We start from the raw sequence: 22052 nt of genomic DNA on the forward strand, positions 1-22052 counted from the left end.
GGCGTGTCTCTCCTTTTCTGTGGTTCAGGCGGCGAACAGGGCGCGGGCCTTCAGGTCGTTGGATTTCAGTGCGCCGTCGATCAAGCCGGGCGCCAGGGCGTTGAGGCGGACGAACAGGCTTTCGGGGAAGCCGAGATAGATGTCGCGGCGATCTGAGCGGATGGCGGCGACGATGCGATCTGCGATCGGGTCCGGATCGTCGACGGCCATGCCGGTCAGGCGCGCATATTCATCAACCTTGGCGGAGTTGAACGGCGTAGCCACTGCGCGGGGCGCGACATAGGTGACGCCGACGCCCGTGCCGGCCAGTTCGCGGCGCAGCGATTGGCTGAGCGCCCGCATCCCGGCCTTGGCGCTGGAATAGCTGGCGAAGTGGGCGAAGTTGATCGAGCCGAAAATGGAGCCGACGTTGGCGATCTGGCCATGCTCACGCGCCTTCATCCCGGGCAGGACGGCCTGGGCCAGACGCGCCGGCGCGACAAGATTGACCATATAGGTCGCCAGCAGGTGCTCCGGCGTCTGCTGCTCAAGCGGGCCGAAATGCTGGATGCCGGCGATATTGATCAGAATGTCCCAGGCGCGAGCGCCAGCCTGTTCGGCGACGCTGTCTAGGCCATGCGGAGTGGACAGGTCGCCCACCAGGGTGTGATGGCCCGCCACCGGCGCACGGGCGACGATGGCGACCCGACCGCCCTCGCGCTCGATCCGCTCGACCACGCGACGCCCCAAGGCGCCGGACCCGCCGGTGATCAGGATGTTGCAATCCTCAAACTGCATCGACCGTCTCCCGCGCGGCGATGTGGGGGATGGAGGCGAAGACCCCGCCGAACAGGCCGAACATCACCTTGGCCATGTGGACGATGGCGGCGCGGTCGTTGGCGTCCGACACTCCGTCCAGCAGTTGCTTGAGGAACAGGATGTGGTCCTGATCCAGAGCCCCATGAGAGATCAGATAGGTGAAGGCGGCGGGCGGCAGGCCGAGGCTGTGCTGCACGGCCTCCGCCCCGACGCTGGCCAGCTGGATGCTGGTGCCCTCCAGCACATAGACCATGCCGAAGAAGGCCATCGGATTGATGCGCTGTATGGTGTCATAGGCGTAGGCCACCATCAGTTCGGTCGCGACGTTCGGGCCGTCATGCACGGTCTGATCGGGGTCGCCGCCGGCGGCGCGGATGTCATTCAGTATCCACTGCTCGTGGCCGGTTTCCTCGGCGATATAGTCGTCGAGCGCGGCCTTGAAGACGGCGTGGTCATCGCTCAGCCGCGCCCGGGCGGCCTGCATCAGCGGCACGGTGTGGCGGACGTGGTGATAGGCCTGGGCCAGATAGGCGACGTAGGTGTCGCGACTGATGCGGCCGGCCAGACCGTCCCTGATCTGGAGGATGGCGGCGAAGGCGGCCCGCTCGGTTGCGGTCGCGGCGACCAGGGTTTCAAAAAACGACATGCGAACTCTCAGGCGGCTTGCGAGGGGGAGGGGGCGTAGGTGCGCAGCAGGGTCTCGCGACGCGGACGACCGTTGGCGGTGACCTGACCGGCGGCGGGATCGAAGGGCGGCACCAGACGCCAGTCGCCGATGCGGGCGTAGTCGGGCAGGCGGGCGTTGGCGCGCGCGACGGCCGCTTCGACCTGGGCCAGTTCGGCGCCGGGCGTCGCCACGATCAGGGCCGACAACGACGCCTGCGCCTCGCCCATCGCCATGGCCTGAAGGATGTGGGGCTCGGCCAGAAGCTCGCTCTCGACCCATTCAGGCGCGACGTTGCGGCCGAAGGCGGTGATCAGGGTGTTGGCCTTGCGACCTTCGATGCTGAGCCTTCCATCGGCGTCGAAACGACCGATGTCGCCTGTGTGCACACGCTCCGGCGCGGGCGCCTGGCCGACGTAGCCGAGGAAGGGATGGGGCGAGACCAGGATTTCGCCGTCGTCGGCCAGATGGACATCGAGGTGAGGCAGAGGCCGGCCGACCGTGCCGGGGCGGGCGTCGTCCGGGCTGTTGAGCGCCACGACCGAGGCGCATTCGCTGAGGCCATAGCCCTCGGCCACGGGCAGGCCGGCGTTGGCGGCGGCCTCCAGCAGGGCCGGGGACACCCGGGCGCCGCCGACCGCGATCATCTCCAGCCGATGATCCAGCCGCATGGCGCCTTGGGCGCCGATCAGGCCGCGCAGCAGCTCGGGAACCAGGATCAGGGTCGTGGCGCCGGTCTGGACGACGGTTGTCAGCAGGCGCGCAAAGTCGGGGCGGAAGGCCTCGCCCATCCCGGCCTCGGCCAGGCTCGCCGCGTGATAGCGGCCGCCGGCCAGAAGCGTCGCATAGAGGCCGGCGACATTCTCCAGCAACACCGCCAATGGAAGCACCGGCAGATGCAGCCCGGCGCGGTCCCGACCCAGAACCTGAACCAGAGAGGCGGCGACCGCCTCCATCTGATCCTGCGACAGGCAGACGCCTTTGGGCGCGCCGGTCGAGCCGGAGGTGTAGGTGATCTTGGCCGTGCCGGGATGCAGATCGCGCACCACCAACCCTGTCGGCGTCAGCCGGATGGGCGCGCCGCCCGCCGTCAGTTCGCCCGGAGCGCCTGGCGTGATCAGCAGCCCCGCGCCGGCGTCGGCCAGGGCATGATCGCGTTGAGCGGCCGTGAAGAAGGGCGGGATCGGCACGCTCGGTCGCTGGGCGAGGATCAGCGCCAGATCGACGACGACCCAGGCCGGCCCGTTGTCGAGCAGGACTCCGACCGGAGACCGGTCGTCGGCCAGGGCGGCCGCGAGCTGACCGACCTGCGCCAGGAGTTCGGCCGCAGTCAGCGAACCTTCGGCCCACTGGATCATCACATCATCGGGCGTGGCGCGGGCGCGACGCGACAGGGCGTCCAGAACGGCGCTCATGAGCGATCCTCGTAGTGCAGGCGGGTGCGGACGGCCCGTCCGACCGGCGCCGTTTCGGAGAAGTGATCCAGCGGCGCGGTCGCCGCGTCGATCGAGCCGGCCAGCACCACCGGATCGGTCTGATAGTAGGCGCCCCAGCTGCCGCCGCCGTCGTCCAGGCGGCGCGGATCGGCGCGCGCAAGTTGAAGCGCGCCAAGACCGGCCTTGTGGAAGATGCGGCGCAGTTCGTCGGTCGCGGTGGCGACGGCGAACCTGAGACCTTCGGACTGCAGATGATGGGCCATGGCGGCGAACAGGAAGACGATCGCGCCCTGTCCGCTGGAGGCCAGGCTGCCGATCTCTACCACCTGCGCGCGGTCAATGACGGCGCCGATGGCCTGGCTCAGCACCGTTTCGATGGACCCGTCCAGGTACTGCTCGAGATACAGAGGCGCCTCGGCGGCGTGCCGGAAGCCGACGGCGGCATAGATGACGCCCGCCTCATCCTGAACGCTCATCAGGGTCGGGAAATGGGCCTGGATCTGGCCGCCATAGGCCTCGGCATAGGCCGCCTCGATGAAATGCTCCACGCGGCGACGTTCGCCTCGGCAGGGGTCGTCGAACCGGATGATGCGCGACGACAGCGTGCGGCGCGCGCGCGGCCGAACCGGATCGGCGTCTTCGGGCAGGCGGAGTGGAAACATGCGGGCCTCGGGCCAGGGGGACTTCGGGCCAGAGACGACGCGGTGCGGCGACCCCCGCAAAAAAATCTTTCGCCGTCGCAATCGCGGTTGCCGCAGAGGGCGCAGCAACCCACGATGGGGTGGTGAACGCCTCTTCCGGTCCCCCTCAGCACGACCCGAGCCGACCGGCGCGGCAAGCCCTGGCGGATGCGTGGCTGGACAGCCGCTCGGCCCTGGTGCGCTTTCTGACGGCGCGCACGGGATCGTCGGCTGCGGCCGAAGATCTGGCGCAGGATGTCTGGGTGCGGCTGCAATCCATGACCGAAGAGGCCGCCGCCGAGGTCCGCCACCCGCAGGCCTTCCTCTATCGGATCGCCGCCAATCTGGCCCTGGATGCGTCCAAGGCGCAGCGTCGTGCGGGCGCGCGCGATCTGGAATGGCGGCGCGCTTCCGCTATCGATGATGCAACCGAAGCCCAGGATGCGCCGTCGGCCGAGGACGCCGTCTGGGCCAAGCTGAAACTTGAAAAGGTGGTCGCCGCGATCGAGCGGATGCCGCCCAAGGCTGCAGAGGCCTTCCGTCTGCACAAGATGGCCGGGCTCAGCCAGGCCGAGGTGGCCGAGCGGATGGGCGTCTCGCGCAGCGCGGTCGAAAAATACGTTTCCGCCTCGCTGAAGGAACTTCTGCTGCGGGTCGGTTGGCCATGACGACCGGATTTCGCCATTTTTCATTGAGGATGCGGCGCGACGGCGTCGTCTCTCCCCCAAAGCCCGCTCGGGCCCGGACCGGATCATGACCCAGGACGACGTCATCAAGGACGAGGAGATCGCCGCCCAGGCCGCCGCCTGGGTCGTGCGTCTGCGCGCCGATGACGTGACGATCGCGGACATCGACGCAACGACGGCCTGGCTCGATCAAGATCCGGCCCATCGGCGCGCCTTCGATGAGGCCGAGGGGCTGTGGGCGGCGTCGGGCCACCTGTCCGACGTTCAGCCGGCGCCGGTCATCGACCTGTCGGCGCACCGCGAGCGGCGCAAGGGCTTGGGGCGGCGATGGATGGTGGCGGCCCCGGCGATGGCTGCGGCCCTCGCCGCGGCGATCTTCCTGGGTCCGATGCTGCAAACCGCGCCGACCGTGATCTACAGCACCGCGCCCGGCGAAACGCGGACGGTGACGCTGGACGACGGATCGCGGCTTCAGATCAACGGCGGCTCGACCCTGTCGGTGAATATGGAGCGGGGACGGCGTCTGGTGCATATGGATCAGGCCGAGGCGACCTTCGACGTTGCGCATGACGCCGGCCGACCCTTCCTGATCGATGTCGGCGAAAGCCAGGTGCGCGTGGTCGGCACGGCCTTCAACATCCGCAGATCCGCCGACGACACCCAGGTTGCGGTGCTGCGGGGCGTGGTCGAGGTCAGCGACCTGAAACAGCCTGCGCGCCGGGTGCGTCTGACGGTCGGTCAGTCGGTCCTGCGCGACGACGCCGACGACCGGATGACCGTGGCCCCTGTCGATGTCCGCACTGCCGCCGCCTGGACCCAGGGCCGACGGGCCTATGACGATCGACCGCTGCGCGAGATCGCCGCCGACCTCAGCCGCGCCTTCGCTACGCCGGTGACCGTGGCGCCGAATGCGGCGAACCTGCGCTTCTCTGGCACGCTGGTGCTTGATGACGAAGCGGCTGTGATCGGCCGGCTGGAACGGTTCCTGCCGATCAAGGCCACTCGCGGGCCGCAAGGGGTTCGTCTAGAACGGCGCTGAACCTGCTTCGGACGTCGCCTTTTGGTACGAGCCTTCCTCTGCGCCCTGGTCGTCGTTTGCGGTGTGACCACGCCGTCGATCAGCATGGCCCAAGGCCGTTCCGCGCTTCAGGTGTCGGTCTCGCCTCAGCCGTTGCGGAGCGCCGTTCTCGACTTCGGCCTGCAGGCGGGCGTCAGCATCGACGCCGCCGGAACCGATCGATGCGGCCCCACGCGCGGGGTGAGGGGCCGACTTTCAGTCGATACCGCCTTGTCCAGATTGATGCTGGGCACACACTGCGTCGCGACCCGTGTCGGCGACGGCGCCTACAGGATCGTGCGGGTCGCCGCCGCGCCGCCCGTCGTCGCGCGAACGATCGCAGCGCCGCCCGCGCCCGTGATCCCGACGACTCTGGATGAAGTCGTGGTGACCGCCTCACGCACGGACAATCTGCTGCTGTCGCGCGCCCCCTACGGCCTGTCGTCGCTGGATGGAGTGACGCTGGAACGGGCCGGGGTCAGCGACCTAGACGGCGTCGCCGCGCGCGTCTCTGGCCTGACGGTCACAAACCTGGGGCCGGGGCGCGACAAGCTCTTCATTCGCGGCCTGGCGGACGGACCGGTCGCGGGACAGGCGCAAAGCCTGATCGGGCTCTATCTCGACGATGTGCGCCTGACCTACGACGCGCCCGATCCGGCGTTGCGTCTGGCCGACATCGAACGGGTCGAGGTTCTGCGTGGACCGCAGGGGGCGCTGTACGGCGCCGGCTCGATGGGCGGCGTCGTTCAGATGGTCAGCCGCGCGCCGGACCTGGACGGCGTCTATGGGCGCGTGACGGCGGAGGGGGCGCTGACGGCCGGCGGCGCGCCGGGAGACGCCGTCGAGCTGATGATCAACGCCCCGATCCTTCGCGATCGCTTGGCGGTCCGGGTCGTCGGCTATGACGAGACGGTCGGGGGCTACATCGATGACGAGGCCCTTAGCCTGAGCAATACCGGCGGCATGCATCGGCAGGGGCTGAGGGCGGCGGCGCTGCTGCGCCTGAACCCCGGCTGGACCTTGAAGACGGGCTTCCTGGCCCAGACCATCGACATCGACGACAGCCAGTACGCCAACCTGGGCGCCGACGACCCCTATGCGCGTCGTCGCAGCCTGACGGAGCCCAGCCGCAACGATTTCGACGGCGTCTGGGCCTCGGTGGACGGGGATTTGGGCTGGGCGCGGCTGCGGGCCTCGTCCAGCGTTCAGTCGCACAGCCTTGATGCGCGCTACGATGCGACGCCTGGGGCCGGACTGTTCGGGCTTACGGGAACAGCGGCGCTGGACCAGGCCGACGACCTGTCGGCTGCGGTGCATGAGGTGCGGTTGAACGGCGACTTCGGCGCGCGGCTGAGATGGAGCGCCGGGCTGTTCTTCTCGGAATACACCCACACTCGCACCGTCGCGATCTCGGACGGGCAGGGCGGGCCGGGGGTTTATCGACAGCACAGGCGCGACCATGTGGACGAGGCGGCTCTGTTCGGCGACGCCGCCTATGCGCTCACTGACCGCCTGAAGATCACCGCCGGCGCGCGCCTGTTCCGCATAGGGGTCGAGCATCGCAGCGAAACCGACGGCGATACGACGGAGGTGTCTGGAGAAGACGCTCTGGTCGATATCACCCCGCGTCTGGTGATCGAATATGATCGAGGTCCCTTCGTCTTCTACGCCCTGGCGACCGAGGGTTATCGCGGGCCGGGCTTCAACGCCGGGGGCGTGCCGGGCGGCGACCGGCAGCCCGCGCGGCGCGTGAAGCCGGACGAGATCGTCGCCGGCGAGCTGGGCGCGCGCTTCACCCTGTTCGAAGGGCGACTGCGCGGGCGAAGCGCGGTCTTCGTCGCCGATTGGCGCAACATCCAATCGGACCGGTTCGACGCCCGGGGTCTGCCCTTCACCGCCAACCTGGGCGACGGCCGCAATCGCGGCGTCGAGGGCGAGGTCGAATGGCGCGACGGCCCATGGACGCTGGATGCGCATGCCGTCGTCAATGATCCCGAGTTGACCAGACCGGATCCCGGTTTCGCGCTGGGGACCGATACGCGCCTGCCGGCGGTCGCCGATTTCAGCGTGCAGGGCGGCCTCGTGCATGAGGCGCATCTGGCGCACGCGACGGTGCGTTCGGAGCTTCGCCTGGGCTATGTCGGCCCGACCGATATCGCCCTGTCGCCGACCTCCACCGGCGCGTCGGCCGGCTATCTGACCAGTTCGCTGGGCGTCGGCGTGGAGATCGATCGCTGGGCGATCAGGGCGTCGATGGACAATCTGTTCAACCGCAGCGACGACACCTTCACCTTCGGCAATCCCTTCTACGCCTCGGGCGACATCAGCACGCCGCAACGACCGCTCACCGCCCGCCTGGCCCTGACCGCCCGTTTCTGATCAGGCGGCGATGTGGAACAGCCGGCCCACGCCCGCCGTGATGGCCATGGCGAGCGCGCCCCAGAAGACGACGCGCAGGACCGATCGTCCGACAGGCGCGCCGCCTGCGCGAGCGCCCAGAGCGCCGAGCACAGCCAGGCCCAGCAGGGCGGAAACCGCGACCCAGATCGCCAGCGTGTCCAGCGGCGCGACGGCAGCGACGACCAGAGGCAAGGCGGCCCCGGCCGAGAAGGTGATCGCCGAGGTCAGCGCCGCCTGGATCGGCCGCGCGGTGGTGATCTCCGAAATACCCAGCTCATCGCGCGCATGGGCGCCCAGCGCGTCATGCGCCATCATCTGACGCGCCACCTCGGTCGCCAGATCCGGCGCGACGCCTCGCCCGACATAGATGCCGGCCAGTTCGCGCGTCTCCGCTTCATGATCGCCGGCCAGTTCGACCGCCTCGCGCGCCAGATCGGCCTTTTCGGTGTCGGACTGCGAACTGACCGAGACATATTCGCCCGCCGCCATCGACATCGCGCCTGCCGCCAATCCAGCGACGCCCGCGATCAGGATGCCGCCATGACCGGTCGCCGCCGCCGCGACGCCAACGACCAGACTGGCCGTCGACACCAGCCCGTCATTGGCCCCCAACACCGCCGCCCTGAGCCAGCCGATCCGATCGACCCGATGGCTTTCACTGTGGGGCATGATGTGTTCCTCGCCATATCAACTCGCCCGCGAAACCCAGCCAACACAAGAGAGGCTGTTGCATGACGCGGGCGCTGATTGAACGCAGAATGAGGCGCAAGAAACAAAGATAACGGATGATTGAGCTCATCGACAGCCACGCTTATTGGTCACGCGAACTAGCGCAAGACTTTTAAGAGCAGCGTTTCGATGACTTGGAGCGGCTGGCCGGTCCGCATCGGACAGATCCCGTATTCCGGACTGAATCAATGATTGAGCGGGAACGGGGCGACCCGACTTCAATAAGTTTTCCACCACCCTATGCGATAAAATTGATCGGGAACGCGATATGGACAATGGCTTAGCCTCACGCTGCCAGAGCCGCCGCAGATGACAGCAACCACTCCACCTCGTCGCCGTAGGGGTGGCAGTGCGCCAGGATGTGGGTTTCGCCGGTGGGCCAGGCTGTCAGGCGCAGTTCCACGTGGCTGCGGTCGCGGGTCCATTCGAAGCTGATCCAGAGCAGCGGGTGGTCGGCGTCGGCTCGGCGGCCGGCGGTCGAGAGCAACGCTACGATCTGGCGACGGTCGTCGTCGCTGAGATATTGCAGCACCATGGTGTGCATGACTACGCGGCAGCGCCCGGCTGGCTGCGGCTCGGCCAGCCGGTCGGTCAGCCAGGTCACGGCGTCGCCTTGATCGATGCGCGGCGGATGATCGGCGGCGATGCGTAGGGCGTTCTCGAGGCGTTGGGTGCGCGCCGGCTGATCCGCCCAGGCGAAGGCCAGCAGACGTTCGCGATGCGCCGGGTCTGCGGCATTCAGCGGGTGCAGATCGACGCCGCGCGCCGCCGCGATGGAAACCGGGCCGGCCTTCGGCGACGCGCCCTGCCACAGGGGCTCGATCTGCACGTTCGAGAAGGGATCGCCGGCTGACGCCGACCCCAGAGCATAGGCGTAGCGATCCAAGTTCAGGTTCAGACCGCAACTGGAGCCGAGCTCGAGCAGCTCGAAGGGCATGGTGCGATCCAGAGGGGCGGCCATCAGCGCGCTCATCAGCGCGGCGGCGCGCGCCACCTCGTTCGTTTGCGGCGGATGCAGGATCCAGTCGGCGATGTATTGATCGTTCCGGGCCAGGGCGTCGACCACGGCCGCGTCGAAGTCGGTGTGTTCGCGACGATAGAGGCTGGTCAGGGCATAGGACCGGCCCGCGCGCGCCAAGGCGTGAAGGGCGCCGTTCAAACGTAGAGCCAAGGCGGCTGCGGCCTGATCTCCCGGCCAGTCATACAGTCGGGCAGCGGTGAGCGGCGCGTGCGGCAGCTGCCGGCTTGCGGCTTCGAGAACGCGGGCGACAAAGGGCGACCCCATGGCGCGGCAGCGGTCGGCCTGGGCCGCGAGTTCTTGGGTGAAACGGTCGGCGACGGGGCAGATCATCCAGTCACCAATGGCATCGTCACGCGTTCCGAATAAAACGAACTGTTACTTGTGTGCCCCAAGTTCGAAAAGTATTCGCTCAAGGGTTGCGCCCCGACGTTGCTTGAAGCGCGGACGGGATGGGTGACTTACCTATGATCACCTCGCTTAACAGCGCGTGAATCTCGCGAAATTCAGGTCCGGTCGATGTAAGCGGCCAAGCGTCTCCAGCTTAACTATCTTTTTAGTCGTTCCGTCATAGGAGTGGATAGTCACCTGAAAAACAGGGTGTTTTGCGTAGCTCGAACCAAGACCGGGCTGTGCGCAGTGGCGTCAGCTGAGTAATTAGCTGCCCCTAGGTAAGTATAAGTGCGTAACGGGGGCGAGCTCATGATGTCCAAGATGCGAATTCCGAAGAAGCTGCGGCTTTCCTTCACCCTGATCTGCGTCTCGGCGGCGGTCATGATGGCGGTGTTCTTCGCCACGATCATGATGATCCGCGCGTCCATCGAGAGCAACAATCTCAGCCGCACGATCGAGGCGCAGGCGATGTCGCTGGAAACCGCGATCCTGCGTCAGAACAGCCAGTTTCGAGGCTTTCTGGTCACCGGCGACGAGACCTATCTGAAATCCTACTACGAAGGGCGTGACGAGTTCGACAAGGTCGTCGTCGAGCTGAAAGGACAGCTGGGCGACGTGGAAAAACAGGCGCTGCTCGAAAAGTCGCGCCTGGCCACCCTGGCTTGGAGGGCCGATTGGGGCGATCGCATGATCGCTGAGGTTCGCGCCGGCAAGCGCGAGCAGGCGCAGCAAGAAGTCCGTGACGCGGGCAAGAAGGTTCTGGTCAGCGACGCCGTCCTGCCTCTGCGAGACCTGCGCGAGGCTGAAGCCGCCGTCACCGAGAAAAATCTGGAACGTCAGCAGGCTGCGATCGTCACCGCGATCATCGCCCTGATCGTCGGCGGCATCGCCCTGATCACGATCGCCATGGTTCTGTCGGCCATGCTCAGCCGCATGATCGCGCGTCCGATCACGGTCTTGACAGTGGCCATGGGGCAGCTGGCCAAGGGCGACAACGACATCGTCGTGGACGCCAGCCATGCCGACGAACTGGGCGACATGGCGCGCGCGGTCCTGGTGTTCCGCGACACGGCTCTGGCCAAGGCCGAGGCCGAACGGGCCAAGGCGGCCGCCGATCTGGCCAAGGACGCCGCCGAGCGCGAGAAGATCGTCGCCGACGCCGCGCAACGTCACGTCGTCGAGGAGCTCGACACAGCTCTGGAAGCCTTGGCCGCCGGTGATTTGACCCACACCATTCGCACGCCGTTCGCCCCGGAATATGAGCGCCTGCGCACGGCCTTCAACGTGGCGGTCCAGGGTCTGGAAGAAAGCCTGGCCAGCGTCGCCGGTTCGGCACAGAGCGTTCGCCTGGGCGCCACCCAAATCTGCTCGGCGTCCGAAACCCTGTCGTTGCGAACCGAACAGCAGGCGTCCAGCCTGCAGCAAACCACCACCGCCACCAACCACGTCACCGACATGGTCGGCGACACGGCGCGCAGCGCGGCCAACGCCCGCAACGCCATCACCCTGGCCAATGGCGACGCCGCGGACGGTCGCGTGATCGTTGAAGAAGCGATCGTCGCCATGGACGCCATCAAGGCCGGATCGCAGGAGATCGGCGAGATCATCAACATGATCGACGCCATCGCCCTACAGACCAATCTTCTGGCCCTGAACGCCGGCGTCGAGGCCGCGCGGGCGGGCGATGCGGGGCGTGGGTTCGCCGTGGTCGCGGGCGAGGTGCGCGAACTGGCCAAACGCACCGTCGACGCCGCCAAGGACATCAAGCAGCTGATCAGCCGCTCTTCGGACGAGGTGCGGCTGGGCGTCGATCGCGTCGGCGAGACCAGCGAGATGCTGGCGCGTGTCGTGTCCAAGATCGGCGACGCCAACACCCTGATCGTCGACATCGCTCACGGGGCGCAGGTCCAGTCCGAGAACCTGAAGCAGGTCAACAGCGCCATCGGCAGCATGGACCGCATGACCCAGCAGAACGCCGCCATGGCGGAAGAGGCGACGGCGGCCGCGCGCATCCTGGCGACCGAAGCCGATGAGCTGGCGACCCTGGTTTCCAGATTCCGGCTGAATACGACGGCCTCGGCCGCGCCGGCGCCTCGCCGAGACGCCGCGTCCGCCCCGAGGCCGGCGCCCAAGGTCATCCGCACGGTCGGTGCGCTCGCCCTGTCGAGCGAAGCGGCCGATGACGACTGGAACGAGTTTTAAGATATCAAGCCAGTTGAGTGTAGAAGAAATCGGCGCAGCAATCCGATCTTTGTAAGCGCCATTATGTCAGTATTAATCCGTAGTCTGGCATTATAAATCATCAAACACATCCGTGTTTTATTGATAACAGCCATGCAAGAAACTGCATGGAAGAATTTCCGAACGAAAATCAGTTGTCCAGTCTCTGCACTGCAAGACAACGCCTTGGAGGCTTCCTTGAAATCCCTGTACCTCACGGCTGCGTTTGCGCCGCTTATCCTCGCCATGCCTGCTCATGCGCAGACGCAGCCTGCGCCGCAGCGCCAGACGGCCTGGGAGGCCAGCCGGACGCGGGCCAATGACGACGTGATCGTGACGGGCGTGGCCAAGGCGCGCGACAGGCTGGACAGCGCGACCTCCACCAGCTCGATCAACGATGTCGAGATCGCCAAGATCGGCGCCTATTCCGTCAACGACCTGTTCCGCACCATCCCCGGCATTCGCGCCGAGGCCAGCACGGGCGAGACCAACGGCAACTATACGATCCGCGGCCTGCCCATGGTCAGCACCGGCGCGAAGTACCTGCAATTCCAGGAAGACGGTCTGCCGGTCCTGGAGTTCGGCGACATCCTGGCGCTGACGTCCGACTATTTCATGCGCTACGACTTCAACGTCGGCCAGATCGAGTCCATCCGCGGCGGGTCGTCCTCGACCTTCGCCTCCAACGCGCCGGGCGGCGTGATCAACCTGATCTCGCAGACGGGTGAGGTCGAAGGCGGCTCGGTCCAGGTGTCTTCGGGCCTGGATTACGACACCTACCGCGGCGACTTCAGCTATGGCGGTCACCTGAGCGACACCGTGCGCTTCCACGTCGGCGGCTTCTATCGCGAGGGTGAAGGCCCGCGCGACGCCGGCTTCACGGGCAACAAGGGCGGCCAGATCAAGGCCAACATCACCAAGACCTTCGACGGCGGCTTCGTGCGTCTGTACGGCAAGATCCTGGATGACACCGTCGTCGCCTATGGTCCGACGCCTCTGCTGGTGTCCGGCAGGAACGACGATCCCAACTACAGCGACGTTCCCAACTTCTCGATGACGCGCGACACCCTGACGTCGCGCAACACCACGGTGTTCCCGCTGCTGGACGGCGACAACAACCTGAAGCGCGTCAATCTGCAGGACGGCAATCAGGTTCAGGTGCGCGCGTTGGGCTTCCAGACCCGCTTCAACCTGCACGGCTGGACGATTTCCGAGCACATGCGCTATGCGCAGCAATCTGGTGATCAGTCGTTCAACTACCCGCTGGCCGTGGTGCCGGCGGCCCAGGCGCCGCTGGCGTTCGGTCGTCGTCCCGGAACCCTGGCCTACGCCACAGGTCCGCGCGCCGGTCAGGCGATCACCAGCCCGACGACCCTGAACGGCAACGGCCTGCTGGCCTATTCGACCCTGGTCCACACCGACATCGACAGCCTGGACAACTTCACCAACGATCTGCGCGCCAACCGCGTCTGGAAGATCGGCGGCGGCGACCTGACGACCACCGTTGGCGTCTATTCGGCCCAGCAGGATCTGAAGTTCGATCGCCAGTATATCCCCTTCCTTCAGGACGTCGTGGGCGGCGGAAACTCGGCCCTGGTCGATATCTTCAATACGAACGGCACGCCCCGCACCCAGGACGGCGTGGTCAACTTCTTCGGTCCCTCGGGCGCCGGGTCGAACTCGCGCACCGATGTGACCTACAAGGTGCTGGCTCCTTATGCCTCGCTGAACTACCGGCTGGGCAAGCTGGCGCTGGGTGGGTCGATCCGTTTCGACAGCGGCGACGTCAGCGGCCGCACGGTCGCCAACGGCCTGACCGACGTTCGCACCATCGACGTGGACAACGATGGCGTCATCTCGGAAGCCGAGCGCACCTTCGCCTTCGCGCCGGCGGCCAGCGCAACCCCGGTCGACTACGACTACGACTATGTCTCGTATTCGCTCAGCGCCAACTATCGCGTGTCGGACAGCTTCTCGACCTTCGCCCGTTACAGCGAGGGCGCGCGCGCCGCGGCGGACAAGATCCTGCGCTCGCCGGCCATCAGCAATGTCGACGGCGACCTGCTGCAGGCTGACGCGGCCTATGATCCGGTGAACCAGGCCGAGATCGGCATGAAGTACCGGGCCAACGGCCTGTTCGCCAACGTCACGGGCTTCTGGGCCGAGGTCAGCGAGACCAACCAGCAGATCCGCGCGGATGCCGGCGGCGTCACTCGTCTGGTGCTGGTCCAGCGCAGCTACGAGGCCAAGGGCGCCGAATTCGAGGCCGGCGTGCGTCACGGTCCGTTCAGCCTGACCGGCAGCGCCACCGTCACCAGCGCCGAGATCACCAAGGCCGAGGATGCGGCCCTGGTCGGCAACTCGCCGCGCCGTCAGGCCGACCTGATCTTCCAGGTCATGCCGCAGTACGAGACGGACCTGTTCACGGTCGGCGCCAGCGTCGTCGGCACGACCGAGAGCTATACGCAGGACGTCAACCAATTGAAGATGCCGGGCTACGCGACCGTCAACGCCTTCGTCCAGGTGCGCCCCATCGATCGCGTCGTGCTGTCGGTGACCGCCAACAACCTGTTCGATGAAACCGCCCTGACGGAGGTGTCGGCCGACAGCCTGCCCGCCAGCGGCGTGGTCCTGGCCCAGGCCCTGCCTGGTCGCACCGTCACGGCGGCCGTCCGCTTCTACTTCTGATGCCGTGCAGGCTTCCGGGCGTGAGCCCGGAAGCCTGAATGCTTTTGACGTAAGACCCGGAGCATTGGCGCTTTCGCTTGATCCGCGAGGACAGAGCGAATCCCGCCGAGAGCCATGAACAGCCAAGGCCGTCATCCTTCGGGATGGCGGCCTTGCGCGTTTTTGCGACAGCTGATGCACCCTGATCTGCAGGGCTCCCAAAGTCAGTGGCGCCCACTCTCTCGCGCGACGCCTCAACCCGCTATGCTGCCGCGATGAGTCGGGCCGCGTCATGATCAAATATATCGGCTCCAAGCGCGCCTTGCTGGGGCATGTGACGGGTGCGGTGGCGGGGGTGCTGCCGCAGGGCGGGCGGGTGTGCGATCTGTTTTCGGGCACGGCGCGGGTCGGGCACGCCCTGAAGAAGCAGGGGTTTCAGGTCTGGTCGAACGACCTGAACGCCTATGCCCACGCCCTGGCGGCGACATATGTCCAGGCGGATCGGGAGCGGTGGATCGATCGGGTCGAGACCGTGCTGGCCGAGCTGCGGACAGTCAAGCCCGAGGCGGGCTGGTTCACCCAGGCCTTTTGTCAGGACGCGCGGTATTTCCACCCGAACAACGGTGCTCGCATCGACGCCATGCGCGACCGGATCGAGGCCATGGGACTGGAACCGGAACTCAAGGCCATCGCCCTGGTCAGCCTGATGGAGGCGGCGGATCGGGTGGATTCCACCGCCGGGGTTCAGATGGCCTATATGAAGCAGTGGGCGCCGAGGGCGCTGAAGACGCTGGAGCTGCGCACCCCGGACCTGGTTCCGGCGGTGGACGGGCCGTGCCGCGCGACGCAGGGCGATGCGGTCGAGATCGCCGAACAGGTCGAGGCGGACCTAGTTTATCTGGACCCGCCCTACAACCAGCATTCCTATCTGGGCAACTACCATTGCTGGGAAAGCCTGGTGCTGTGGGACCGGCCCGAGACCTATGGGGTGGCCAACAAGCGGGTTGACGTGAGGACGCGCAAGAGCGCCTTCAACAGCCGGCCCGGCATCGGTCCCGCGCTGCGGACCGTGATCGAGCGGGTCAAGGCGCCGAACCTGATCGTCAGCTTCAACGACGAAGGGTATCTAAGCCGCGCCGACCTGGTCGAGATGCTGTCGGCGCGAGGCCATGTGCAGGTCCTCGAGGTGGCGCATCCGCGCTATGTCGGCGCCCGGATCGGGATCCATAATCCCAAGGGCGAGAAGGTCGGGCAGGTGGGGCGGCTCAAGAATGTCGAGCACCTGTTCGTGGTCACCGAGCGGCCGGTCTCACTGCCCGTGGCCGCATAGACACCAATGAAAACAACGGAGGGTAGGGCGGAACGCGAATCGCTGCGTGCCGTTGTGGGACTATGCAACCGCACCCGTACACCGCCCCCAAGACCGATCGCCCCGACGACTACCGTTTGCGTCCGGCGGCCGAGCCGCGCTCGTGGGCGCCGCGGACGGCGGATGCGACCTTCACCCACAACGCCGCACGTTACACACGGCCGGTCGAGGCCGTTCAGCCGGTCGAACAGATCGATGTCGAGCCTGAAGTGGCGCCGCCGCCGCGCTGGATGATGGCGATCGCCGGGGCGGCCGTGGCGGCCCTGATGGGCGCGCTGCTGGGCGGCTTCCTGCACATCTGAGACGGCGTCAGGCCTCCTGCAACAGCGCCTTGATCGGCGACCAACTGCGCCGATGGGCGGGGCAGGGGCCTAGGGTCTTCAAGGCGTTTTGATGGATGGGGGCGTTGTAGCCCTTGTGGCTGGCGAAGCCGTAGCCGGGGTATTGGGCGTCCAGATCGATCATCAACCGATCCCGTGCGGTCTTGGCCAGGATCGAGGCTGCCGCGATGGAGAGCGACAGTCCGTCGCCGCCGACGACCGTCTGGATTTCGCAGGGAAGCTTGAAGCGATAGTTGCCGTCGACCAGGGCGGCGACCGGCTGGACCTGCAAGGCCTCGATGGCGCGGCACATGGCCAGACCCGTGGCGTGCAGGATGTTCAGCTCCTCGATCTCGTCCACCGAGGCGAAGCCGACGCCCCAGGCGACGGCGCGGGCCTTGATCTCGGGCTCAAGGGCGGCGCGCCGCTTTTCCGTCAGGGCTTTGGAATCGTCGATGCCGGGCGGCAGGTCGTCGGGGTTCAGAATGACCGCCGCCGCCGAGACGGGGCCGGCCCAGGGACCGCGCCCGGCCTCGTCCACGCCGCAGACGTGACCGTTGACGCGCTGAATCAGCACCGTTTCCAGCGCGAGGGTCGGGAAAGCTTTCGAATTTGCGGGGGCTTTAGCCATGGCTCGCCATCGCACGAACCTGGGCGTGACGGAAGCAGGTCGTCTGGTGATCGTTGACCATGCCGACAGCCTGCATAAAGGCATAGACGATGACCGGGCCGCAGAAGTTGAATCCGCGCTTCTTCAGGGCCTTGGCCATGGCGACGGACTGTTCGGTTTGGGTCGGGGCCTGGCGATAGTCGGCGTGTGGGGTCTGGATCGGCTCGCCGCCGACGAACGACCAGAGCCAGGCGGAGAAGTCCTCGCCGTCATCGCGCATCTGAAGCCAGATCTGGGCGCCCCGGATGGCGGCGTTGATCTTGGCGGGCGAGCGGATGATGCGCGGATCGTTCAGCAGGCGCTGGATGTCGGCCTCCCCATAGCGGGCGACGATCTCAGGATCGAAACCATCGAAGGCGTCGCGGATGCCCTCGCGTTTTCTGAGGATGGTGATCCAGGCGAGACCGGCCTGAAAGCCGTCGAGCACCAGCTTTTCCCACAGGGCGCGGGGATCGCGCTCGGGCACGCCCCATTCCGCATCGTGATAGGCGATGTAGAGCGGGTCGGTCGTGCCGCACCAGCCGCATCGGCTTTTTGCATGTGGGTCGGTCATAGGGTGATGGTGGCTGGGCGGTCGATTTTGGGGAAGGGCGGGATTTGCGACGCAGGCGGCGGAAAAACACCGTCTAAAGTGTCTAATTGTCTGATCTTGGCGGAGCGGCGAAATTGCACTGCACCCTCCGAAACGCGTGCAAAATGCAAGAAAGTGCAATTTGGCGGGGCGGCGTTGGACAGTGAAAAACGGTCCAGCGAGTCCAACGAGTCCAAGTTTTCGTCTCCTCCGGTCCTAAACCTACGCATTTTATGGGCGTTTGGAGGAGGGGGCGGTCGATTGACGCTGGTGGCGAGTAAGGCCCTGAAAACTGGAGAAATGTACTGAGCAAATAGGATGGAGACCGTCACCTCCCCATGAAATGGGGAGGGGGACCGCGAAGCGGTGGAGGGGCTCTTAAAGTCCCACGGGCGCTTGTGATGTGGTGAAGAACCCCTCCGTCACGGCGCTAAGGAGCGCCGCGCCACCTCCCCACGAAGTGGGGAGGAGACGGTCGTCATTTCAGTCCCTGACCAATCCCCCGTCCACGACCAGGTTCTGGCCGGTGACCGCGCGGCCCCAGGGGGAGGCGAAGAAGAGGACGGCGTCGGCGAACTCTTCGGGCGTTGTCACCGATCGCAGCGGGGTCATGCCGGCGATGAGGTCGAAGACGGCCTCGGGCGTGGCGGCGCTGGCGTCGGTGGTGCGCAGAAGGCCGCCCGAGACCATGTTGACGGTGATGCCGTCAGGGCCGAGGTCGCCGGCGGCGGTGCGGGTCAGGCTGAGCAGAGCGGCCTTGGCGGCGGTGTAGTCGTGGTAGGGCACGACCGGATTCTGGAACAGGTTGGTGCCGATATTGACGATGCGGCCGAACCGGGCCGCGGCCATGCCGGGCGCGGTCGCCTGGATCAGGTTCAGAGCGCCGCGCACGACAGTGGAGAACTGGCGATCCATCTCGTCCCAGCCGATGGCGGTCATCTGGGAGCGGGCGTCGCCGTTGAAGCTGTAGTCCAGGGCGTTGTTGACGACGGTGGTGACGGGTGCGCCGAAGTGGCCTTGTGCCGCCGCGACCATGGCGTCCACCGCGGCGCGGTCGGTCACGTCGGCCAGGAGGGCGAGGGCGCGCTCGCCGATCTCGGCGGCCAGGGCGTTCGCGGCCTCGCCGCTGTTCCTCCAATTGATGACGACGCGAGCGCCTTCATGGGCGAAGGCGCGGACGCAGGCGGCGCCGACGCCGCGCGCCCCGCCGGTGACGAGGACGATCTGATCGGCGATCTTCATGGGGGACTCACGCGTTGGAGGAGGGAAGGACGTCCTCGCCTATCCAGGCGGGTTTGCGCAAGCGCACCGGGCGGCCGTCCACGGTCAGGTCGCCGTCGAGGCGGTCGATGCGCAGCAGGGCCATGGCCGAACCGTCCTGACCCGAGAGGACCTCGCCCGCGCGGAGTTCGCCCTTCAGCACCTCGGCGCCGAAGGCGGGGGGCGGGCCGTCGAAGTCCAGCGGCAGCATCCGGTTCTTGATCGTGCCCCGGCGCTTCATGCGCGAGGTCGTTTCCTGGCCGACGAAACAGCCCTTCTGGAAGTCGATGCCGTTCAGCAGGTCGAAGTCGGCCTCGATCGGATAGGTCTTGTCCTGGGGCGCGTCGGCGGTCGGATCGGGCAGGCCGACCGACAGACGGTGGGCGTCGTAGTCTGTCTCGGCGGCGTCCGCAGTCGCCTCGCCATAGAGACGGCCGCCCATCAGGGGCGTGCGGGGGTCGGGGATGAAGCCGGCGGGGACCTCGGGCCAGGCGGCGAACACCGGGCGGTCGTCGGCGGCGACTTCGACCTTGGCGCGCAGCTTGTACATCGACAGGCGCTGGATCAGGGCGTCGCGACGCTCAGTAGCCACATCCAGCAGAACGCCGTCAGTCTGTCCCAGAAGAAACAGGTCGAACAACAGCCGACCGGGCGGCGACAACAATGCGCCGAAGCGCAGCTCGCCTTCGGCCAGCGTCTCCACATCCTGGGTCAACAGATTGTGCAGAAAGGGTTTCGCATCCTCGCCCGTGACGGAGACCAGGGCGCGACTGTCGAGACGGGCGATGGGCATGGGGCGAAGATAGGGCGCACGGCGTGCCTTCAGAAGACGCCGCAGAGAATTTAGGCGACAGCGACCGCCGCTTCCTCGAGGCGAGGATCGAAGGTGCGCCAGTCGCTGGCGCCCCAGGCGGTGACGCGCATGACCAGGTCGACAATGTTCATCGGCTTGGCGATGCAGTCGTCCATGCCGGCCTGTTCGTACTGGGTCAGCTGTTCCGGCAGGGTGTTGGCGGTCAGGGCCAGGATCGGCGTGCGGCCCACGACGCCGGGCAGGGCGCGGATGGCGCGGGTCGCCTCGACGCCGTCCATGACGGGCATCTGGATATCCATCAGGATCACGTCCCAGTCGCCGGTGCGGGCGGCCTCGACGCCCTGTTCGCCGTCGTTGGCGGTGGCGCAGGCAATGCCCTGGGCCGTCAACACCGCCATGACCAGGGCGCGATTGCTGTCGTGATCGTCGACATAGAGGACGCGCAGGGCAGGGACGGCCTCATCGGCCGGCGGGGCGGGCTCGGCCGGGGTGTCTGAGGGCGCCAGGGGAACGACGTTGTCGGCCGACAGGTCGATCATGTCGTTGACGACGGAAAGCAGGCGCTGGCCCGCGCCGTTGATGCGGGCGGCCTGATCGGCCTGTTCGTCGGGCAAGCCGGCCTTGGACAACAGGTCGGAGAAGCCGATGACCGCGTTCAGCGGCGTGCGCAGTTCGTGCGACATGTCCGTCAGGAACTTCTGCCGAGCCTCGGCCATCGATGTTTTCTGCTCGGCGGCGACGCGGGCCTGTTCGGCCTCGACGCGGTCGGTCACATCGATCTCGTTCAGCAAGACGCCGAGATGGCCCGTGACGGGGTCCGTCACGGGACGAACGTCGAGATGGTGCCAGCGCACGCCTTCTCGCGTGATGATCTCGCAGACGTCGGAAATCGCTGACCCCGACAGGGCGGTCGCCAGCATGGGCTGGGCGCGCTCGGGTTCGGCGAACCGGGCCTCGAAGGGGTGCGCGGTCGATCCGTAGGCGGCGAAGGCCGACGGATTGGAGAAGATCGGGCGGGCCTCGCTGTCGAACAGGGTGATCAGCGTCGAGGTGTGGCGCAACGCCTCCACCGCGCGACGCTCCTCGTTTTCGACCGCAATGGGCGCGGCCTCAAACAGCAGAACCGGCGTGCCGTCCGTCAGGCGATAGGTCGAGATCACCGCCGACACCGTTAGCGGTCGCCCGTGCGGGTAGAAGGTCCAGTCTTCCGTTAGGGTCTCACCATTGGCCGTCTCGCGCGCCAGACGCTCGGTGCGAGCCAGGACGGCGGGGGAGACGTTGCTGAAATCGCGCGCCAGAAGGGCGTCGAGATTATCGGAGCCCCAGAGGTCGAGCGCGGCCGCATTAGCGTAGACGCCGCGCAAGGCGACCGGATCGAACATCCAGATCGGTCGTTTCAGCGCGTCCCAGGCCTGCATCGACGGCGTGCCCTTTCCAGCGACGGCGTTACGGATTTTATCGTATCGCCAAGGGCTTAAGCTTCGGCTAAGCTTTCGGCCGATCCTGGGTTGTCACCGCATATCGCGCGACGACGCCGTCCGGCTGGAAATCGTGTTCGGCCAGCCGGTCGAGGGACATCAGAACGCGGGTCGTGAAGGCGTCCGTGTCGCCATCCTCGATGGCCGGACGCAGCCAATCGGTGACGACGGCACGGGCCGGATAGGTCCCGACGGGGCCGGGAATGCTGAGTGCGACCTCAATGCCTTCCGCGACCCAGCCGGCGACGGTCACGAAAAACTCGGGCGAGGCCAGGAAGTCGGAGCGGCGCAGGACATACAGGGTGATGACCCCATCCTCGACGCCGTCGGGGCGGACGATGACGCCGCTGCGATCCGGTCGCCAGTCGTCGGACAGCTCGACCACACGCCACAGGCAGAACCAGACGCGGCAGGTGTTCGGTCGGATCGCGTGGACCGAACAGCCCGCGCCGTCGACGCAATAGGCGCACAGTTCGCCCGTCGGCTTGGCCAGTTCCGGCAGGTTCAGCGGAATGACCCGACAACATTCGACGCAACCGCCGCAGGTCCGGCCGGGGAGGAGGGGCAGGCTCACCCGGCTGAACGCTCCATCCGGGCGATGCGGCGATCCATGTCGGCGACGACCGCTTCTAGTCGCGCCTTTTCGGAAGCCATGTCGATGGGCGTGCCGTCCTCGTAGGAAATCGTCGCGCCCTTGGCGATCAGGTCCAGCCGGTAGATGGCCGTGACGCGCTGGGCCTTGAAGCGTTCAAGGGCGGCGGCGGCTTCTGGATCCGGGGCGGCGTCGGGCGTGTGGCTCATGCGCGGTGCTGTAGCGCATGG

Annotated in this window: 20 protein-coding genes; 7 read left to right on the forward strand and 13 right to left on the reverse strand. The window is 66.8% G+C overall.

Going from position 1 to position 22052, the window contains the following annotated elements; all coding sequences use genetic code 11:
• Positions 1-24 precede the first annotated feature (24 nt).
• Genes AC3WRC_RS02985 through AC3WRC_RS03000 form a run of 4 tightly spaced genes read right to left on the reverse strand, consistent with a single transcriptional unit; the run spans position 25 to position 3560 of the window.
• Entirely contained in the window at positions 25-777 is a 753-nt protein-coding gene (locus tag AC3WRC_RS02985) for an SDR family NAD(P)-dependent oxidoreductase (RefSeq protein WP_492302848.1), read from the reverse strand.
• Positions 767-1444, reverse strand: coding sequence for an iron-containing redox enzyme family protein (locus AC3WRC_RS02990; RefSeq protein WP_492302849.1), 678 nt, complete (start codon positions 1442-1444; stop codon positions 767-769). The genes AC3WRC_RS02985 and AC3WRC_RS02990 overlap by 11 nt, the downstream gene beginning before the upstream one ends.
• Positions 1445-1452: 8 nt before the next feature.
• The gene (locus tag AC3WRC_RS02995) at positions 1453-2877 is read right to left on the reverse strand and encodes an AMP-binding protein (RefSeq protein WP_492302850.1); all 1425 of its coding nucleotides are present in this window, start codon (positions 2875-2877) and stop codon (positions 1453-1455) included.
• A complete protein-coding gene (locus AC3WRC_RS03000) occupies positions 2874-3560 on the reverse strand; it encodes a thermostable hemolysin (RefSeq protein ID WP_492302851.1) in 687 nt (228 codons plus the stop codon). Before AC3WRC_RS03000 ends, AC3WRC_RS02995 begins: the two co-directional genes overlap by 4 nt.
• 122 nt (positions 3561-3682) lie before the next feature.
• Between AC3WRC_RS03000 and AC3WRC_RS03005 the strand changes: the two genes are divergently transcribed.
• From AC3WRC_RS03005 to AC3WRC_RS03015, 3 genes are all read left to right on the forward strand, one after another.
• On the forward strand, positions 3683-4246 hold the full coding sequence (locus AC3WRC_RS03005; protein ID WP_492302852.1) for an RNA polymerase sigma factor: 564 nt from the start codon (positions 3683-3685) through the stop codon (positions 4244-4246).
• Between the two features lie 85 nt (positions 4247-4331).
• On the forward strand, positions 4332-5303 hold the full coding sequence (locus tag AC3WRC_RS03010) for a FecR family protein (RefSeq protein ID WP_492302853.1): 972 nt from the start codon (positions 4332-4334) through the stop codon (positions 5301-5303).
• 21 nt (positions 5304-5324) lie between these two features.
• Complete coding sequence (locus AC3WRC_RS03015) at positions 5325-7700, forward strand: TonB-dependent receptor (RefSeq protein WP_492302854.1); 2376 nt, start codon at positions 5325-5327, stop codon at positions 7698-7700.
• Here AC3WRC_RS03015 and AC3WRC_RS03020 read toward each other — a convergent pair whose 3' ends face one another.
• The gene (locus AC3WRC_RS03020) at positions 7701-8390 is read right to left on the reverse strand and encodes a VIT1/CCC1 transporter family protein (RefSeq protein ID WP_492302855.1); all 690 of its coding nucleotides are present in this window, start codon (positions 8388-8390) and stop codon (positions 7701-7703) included.
• Between the two features lie 346 nt (positions 8391-8736).
• Positions 8737-9801: a DUF2332 domain-containing protein gene (locus tag AC3WRC_RS03025; protein ID WP_492302856.1), complete on the reverse strand. Its 1065-nt coding sequence runs from the start codon at positions 9799-9801 to the stop codon at positions 8737-8739.
• A gap of 381 nt (positions 9802-10182) precedes the next feature.
• On the opposite strand from AC3WRC_RS03025, the gene AC3WRC_RS03030 reads away from it, so the two are divergent.
• The 4 genes from AC3WRC_RS03030 to AC3WRC_RS03045 all read left to right on the forward strand — a co-directional run bounded on the left by AC3WRC_RS03030 (position 10183) and on the right by AC3WRC_RS03045 (position 16419).
• On the forward strand, positions 10183-12063 hold the full coding sequence (locus AC3WRC_RS03030) for a methyl-accepting chemotaxis protein (RefSeq protein WP_492302857.1): 1881 nt from the start codon (positions 10183-10185) through the stop codon (positions 12061-12063).
• 216 nt (positions 12064-12279) lie between these two features.
• Positions 12280-14769 (forward strand): TonB-dependent receptor domain-containing protein, encoded by a 2490-nt coding sequence (locus tag AC3WRC_RS03035; RefSeq protein WP_492302858.1) that lies wholly within the window; start codon positions 12280-12282, stop codon positions 14767-14769.
• 271 nt (positions 14770-15040) lie between these two features.
• Positions 15041-16078 carry a DNA adenine methylase gene (locus AC3WRC_RS03040; protein WP_492302859.1) on the forward strand — a complete coding sequence of 346 codons (1038 nt, stop codon included), beginning with the start codon at positions 15041-15043 and terminating at the stop codon, positions 16076-16078.
• Positions 16079-16140: 62 nt separating this feature from the next.
• The gene (locus AC3WRC_RS03045) at positions 16141-16419 is read left to right on the forward strand and encodes a hypothetical protein (protein WP_492302860.1); all 279 of its coding nucleotides are present in this window, start codon (positions 16141-16143) and stop codon (positions 16417-16419) included.
• Positions 16420-16426: 7 nt separating this feature from the next.
• Here AC3WRC_RS03045 and rnhB read toward each other — a convergent pair whose 3' ends face one another.
• The 7 genes from rnhB to AC3WRC_RS03080 form a co-directional block, all read right to left on the reverse strand.
• On the reverse strand, positions 16427-17068 hold the full coding sequence (gene rnhB, locus AC3WRC_RS03050) for a ribonuclease HII (RefSeq protein ID WP_492302861.1): 642 nt from the start codon (positions 17066-17068) through the stop codon (positions 16427-16429).
• On the reverse strand, positions 17061-17660 hold the full coding sequence (locus AC3WRC_RS03055; RefSeq protein ID WP_492302862.1) for a DNA-3-methyladenine glycosylase I: 600 nt from the start codon (positions 17658-17660) through the stop codon (positions 17061-17063). Before AC3WRC_RS03055 ends, rnhB begins: the two co-directional genes overlap by 8 nt.
• 501 nt (positions 17661-18161) lie before the next feature.
• A complete protein-coding gene (locus AC3WRC_RS03060) occupies positions 18162-18920 on the reverse strand; it encodes a 3-oxoacyl-ACP reductase (protein ID WP_492302863.1) in 759 nt (252 codons plus the stop codon).
• A 7-nt stretch (positions 18921-18927) separates the two neighbouring features.
• A complete protein-coding gene (gene ygfZ / locus AC3WRC_RS03065) occupies positions 18928-19731 on the reverse strand; it encodes a CAF17-like 4Fe-4S cluster assembly/insertion protein YgfZ (protein WP_492302864.1) in 804 nt (267 codons plus the stop codon).
• Positions 19732-19781: 50 nt separating this feature from the next.
• On the reverse strand, positions 19782-21170 hold the full coding sequence (locus tag AC3WRC_RS03070) for a hybrid sensor histidine kinase/response regulator (RefSeq protein WP_492302865.1): 1389 nt from the start codon (positions 21168-21170) through the stop codon (positions 19782-19784).
• A gap of 67 nt (positions 21171-21237) precedes the next feature.
• Positions 21238-21804, reverse strand: coding sequence for a hypothetical protein (locus AC3WRC_RS03075; protein WP_492302866.1), 567 nt, complete (start codon positions 21802-21804; stop codon positions 21238-21240).
• Positions 21801-22031: a hypothetical protein gene (locus AC3WRC_RS03080; RefSeq protein WP_492302867.1), complete on the reverse strand. Its 231-nt coding sequence runs from the start codon at positions 22029-22031 to the stop codon at positions 21801-21803. The genes AC3WRC_RS03075 and AC3WRC_RS03080 overlap by 4 nt, the downstream gene beginning before the upstream one ends.
• Between the last annotated feature and the right edge of the window lie 21 nt (positions 22032-22052).

It is taken from the genome of Brevundimonas sp. EU05-FHT14B07, from assembly GCF_058790795.1.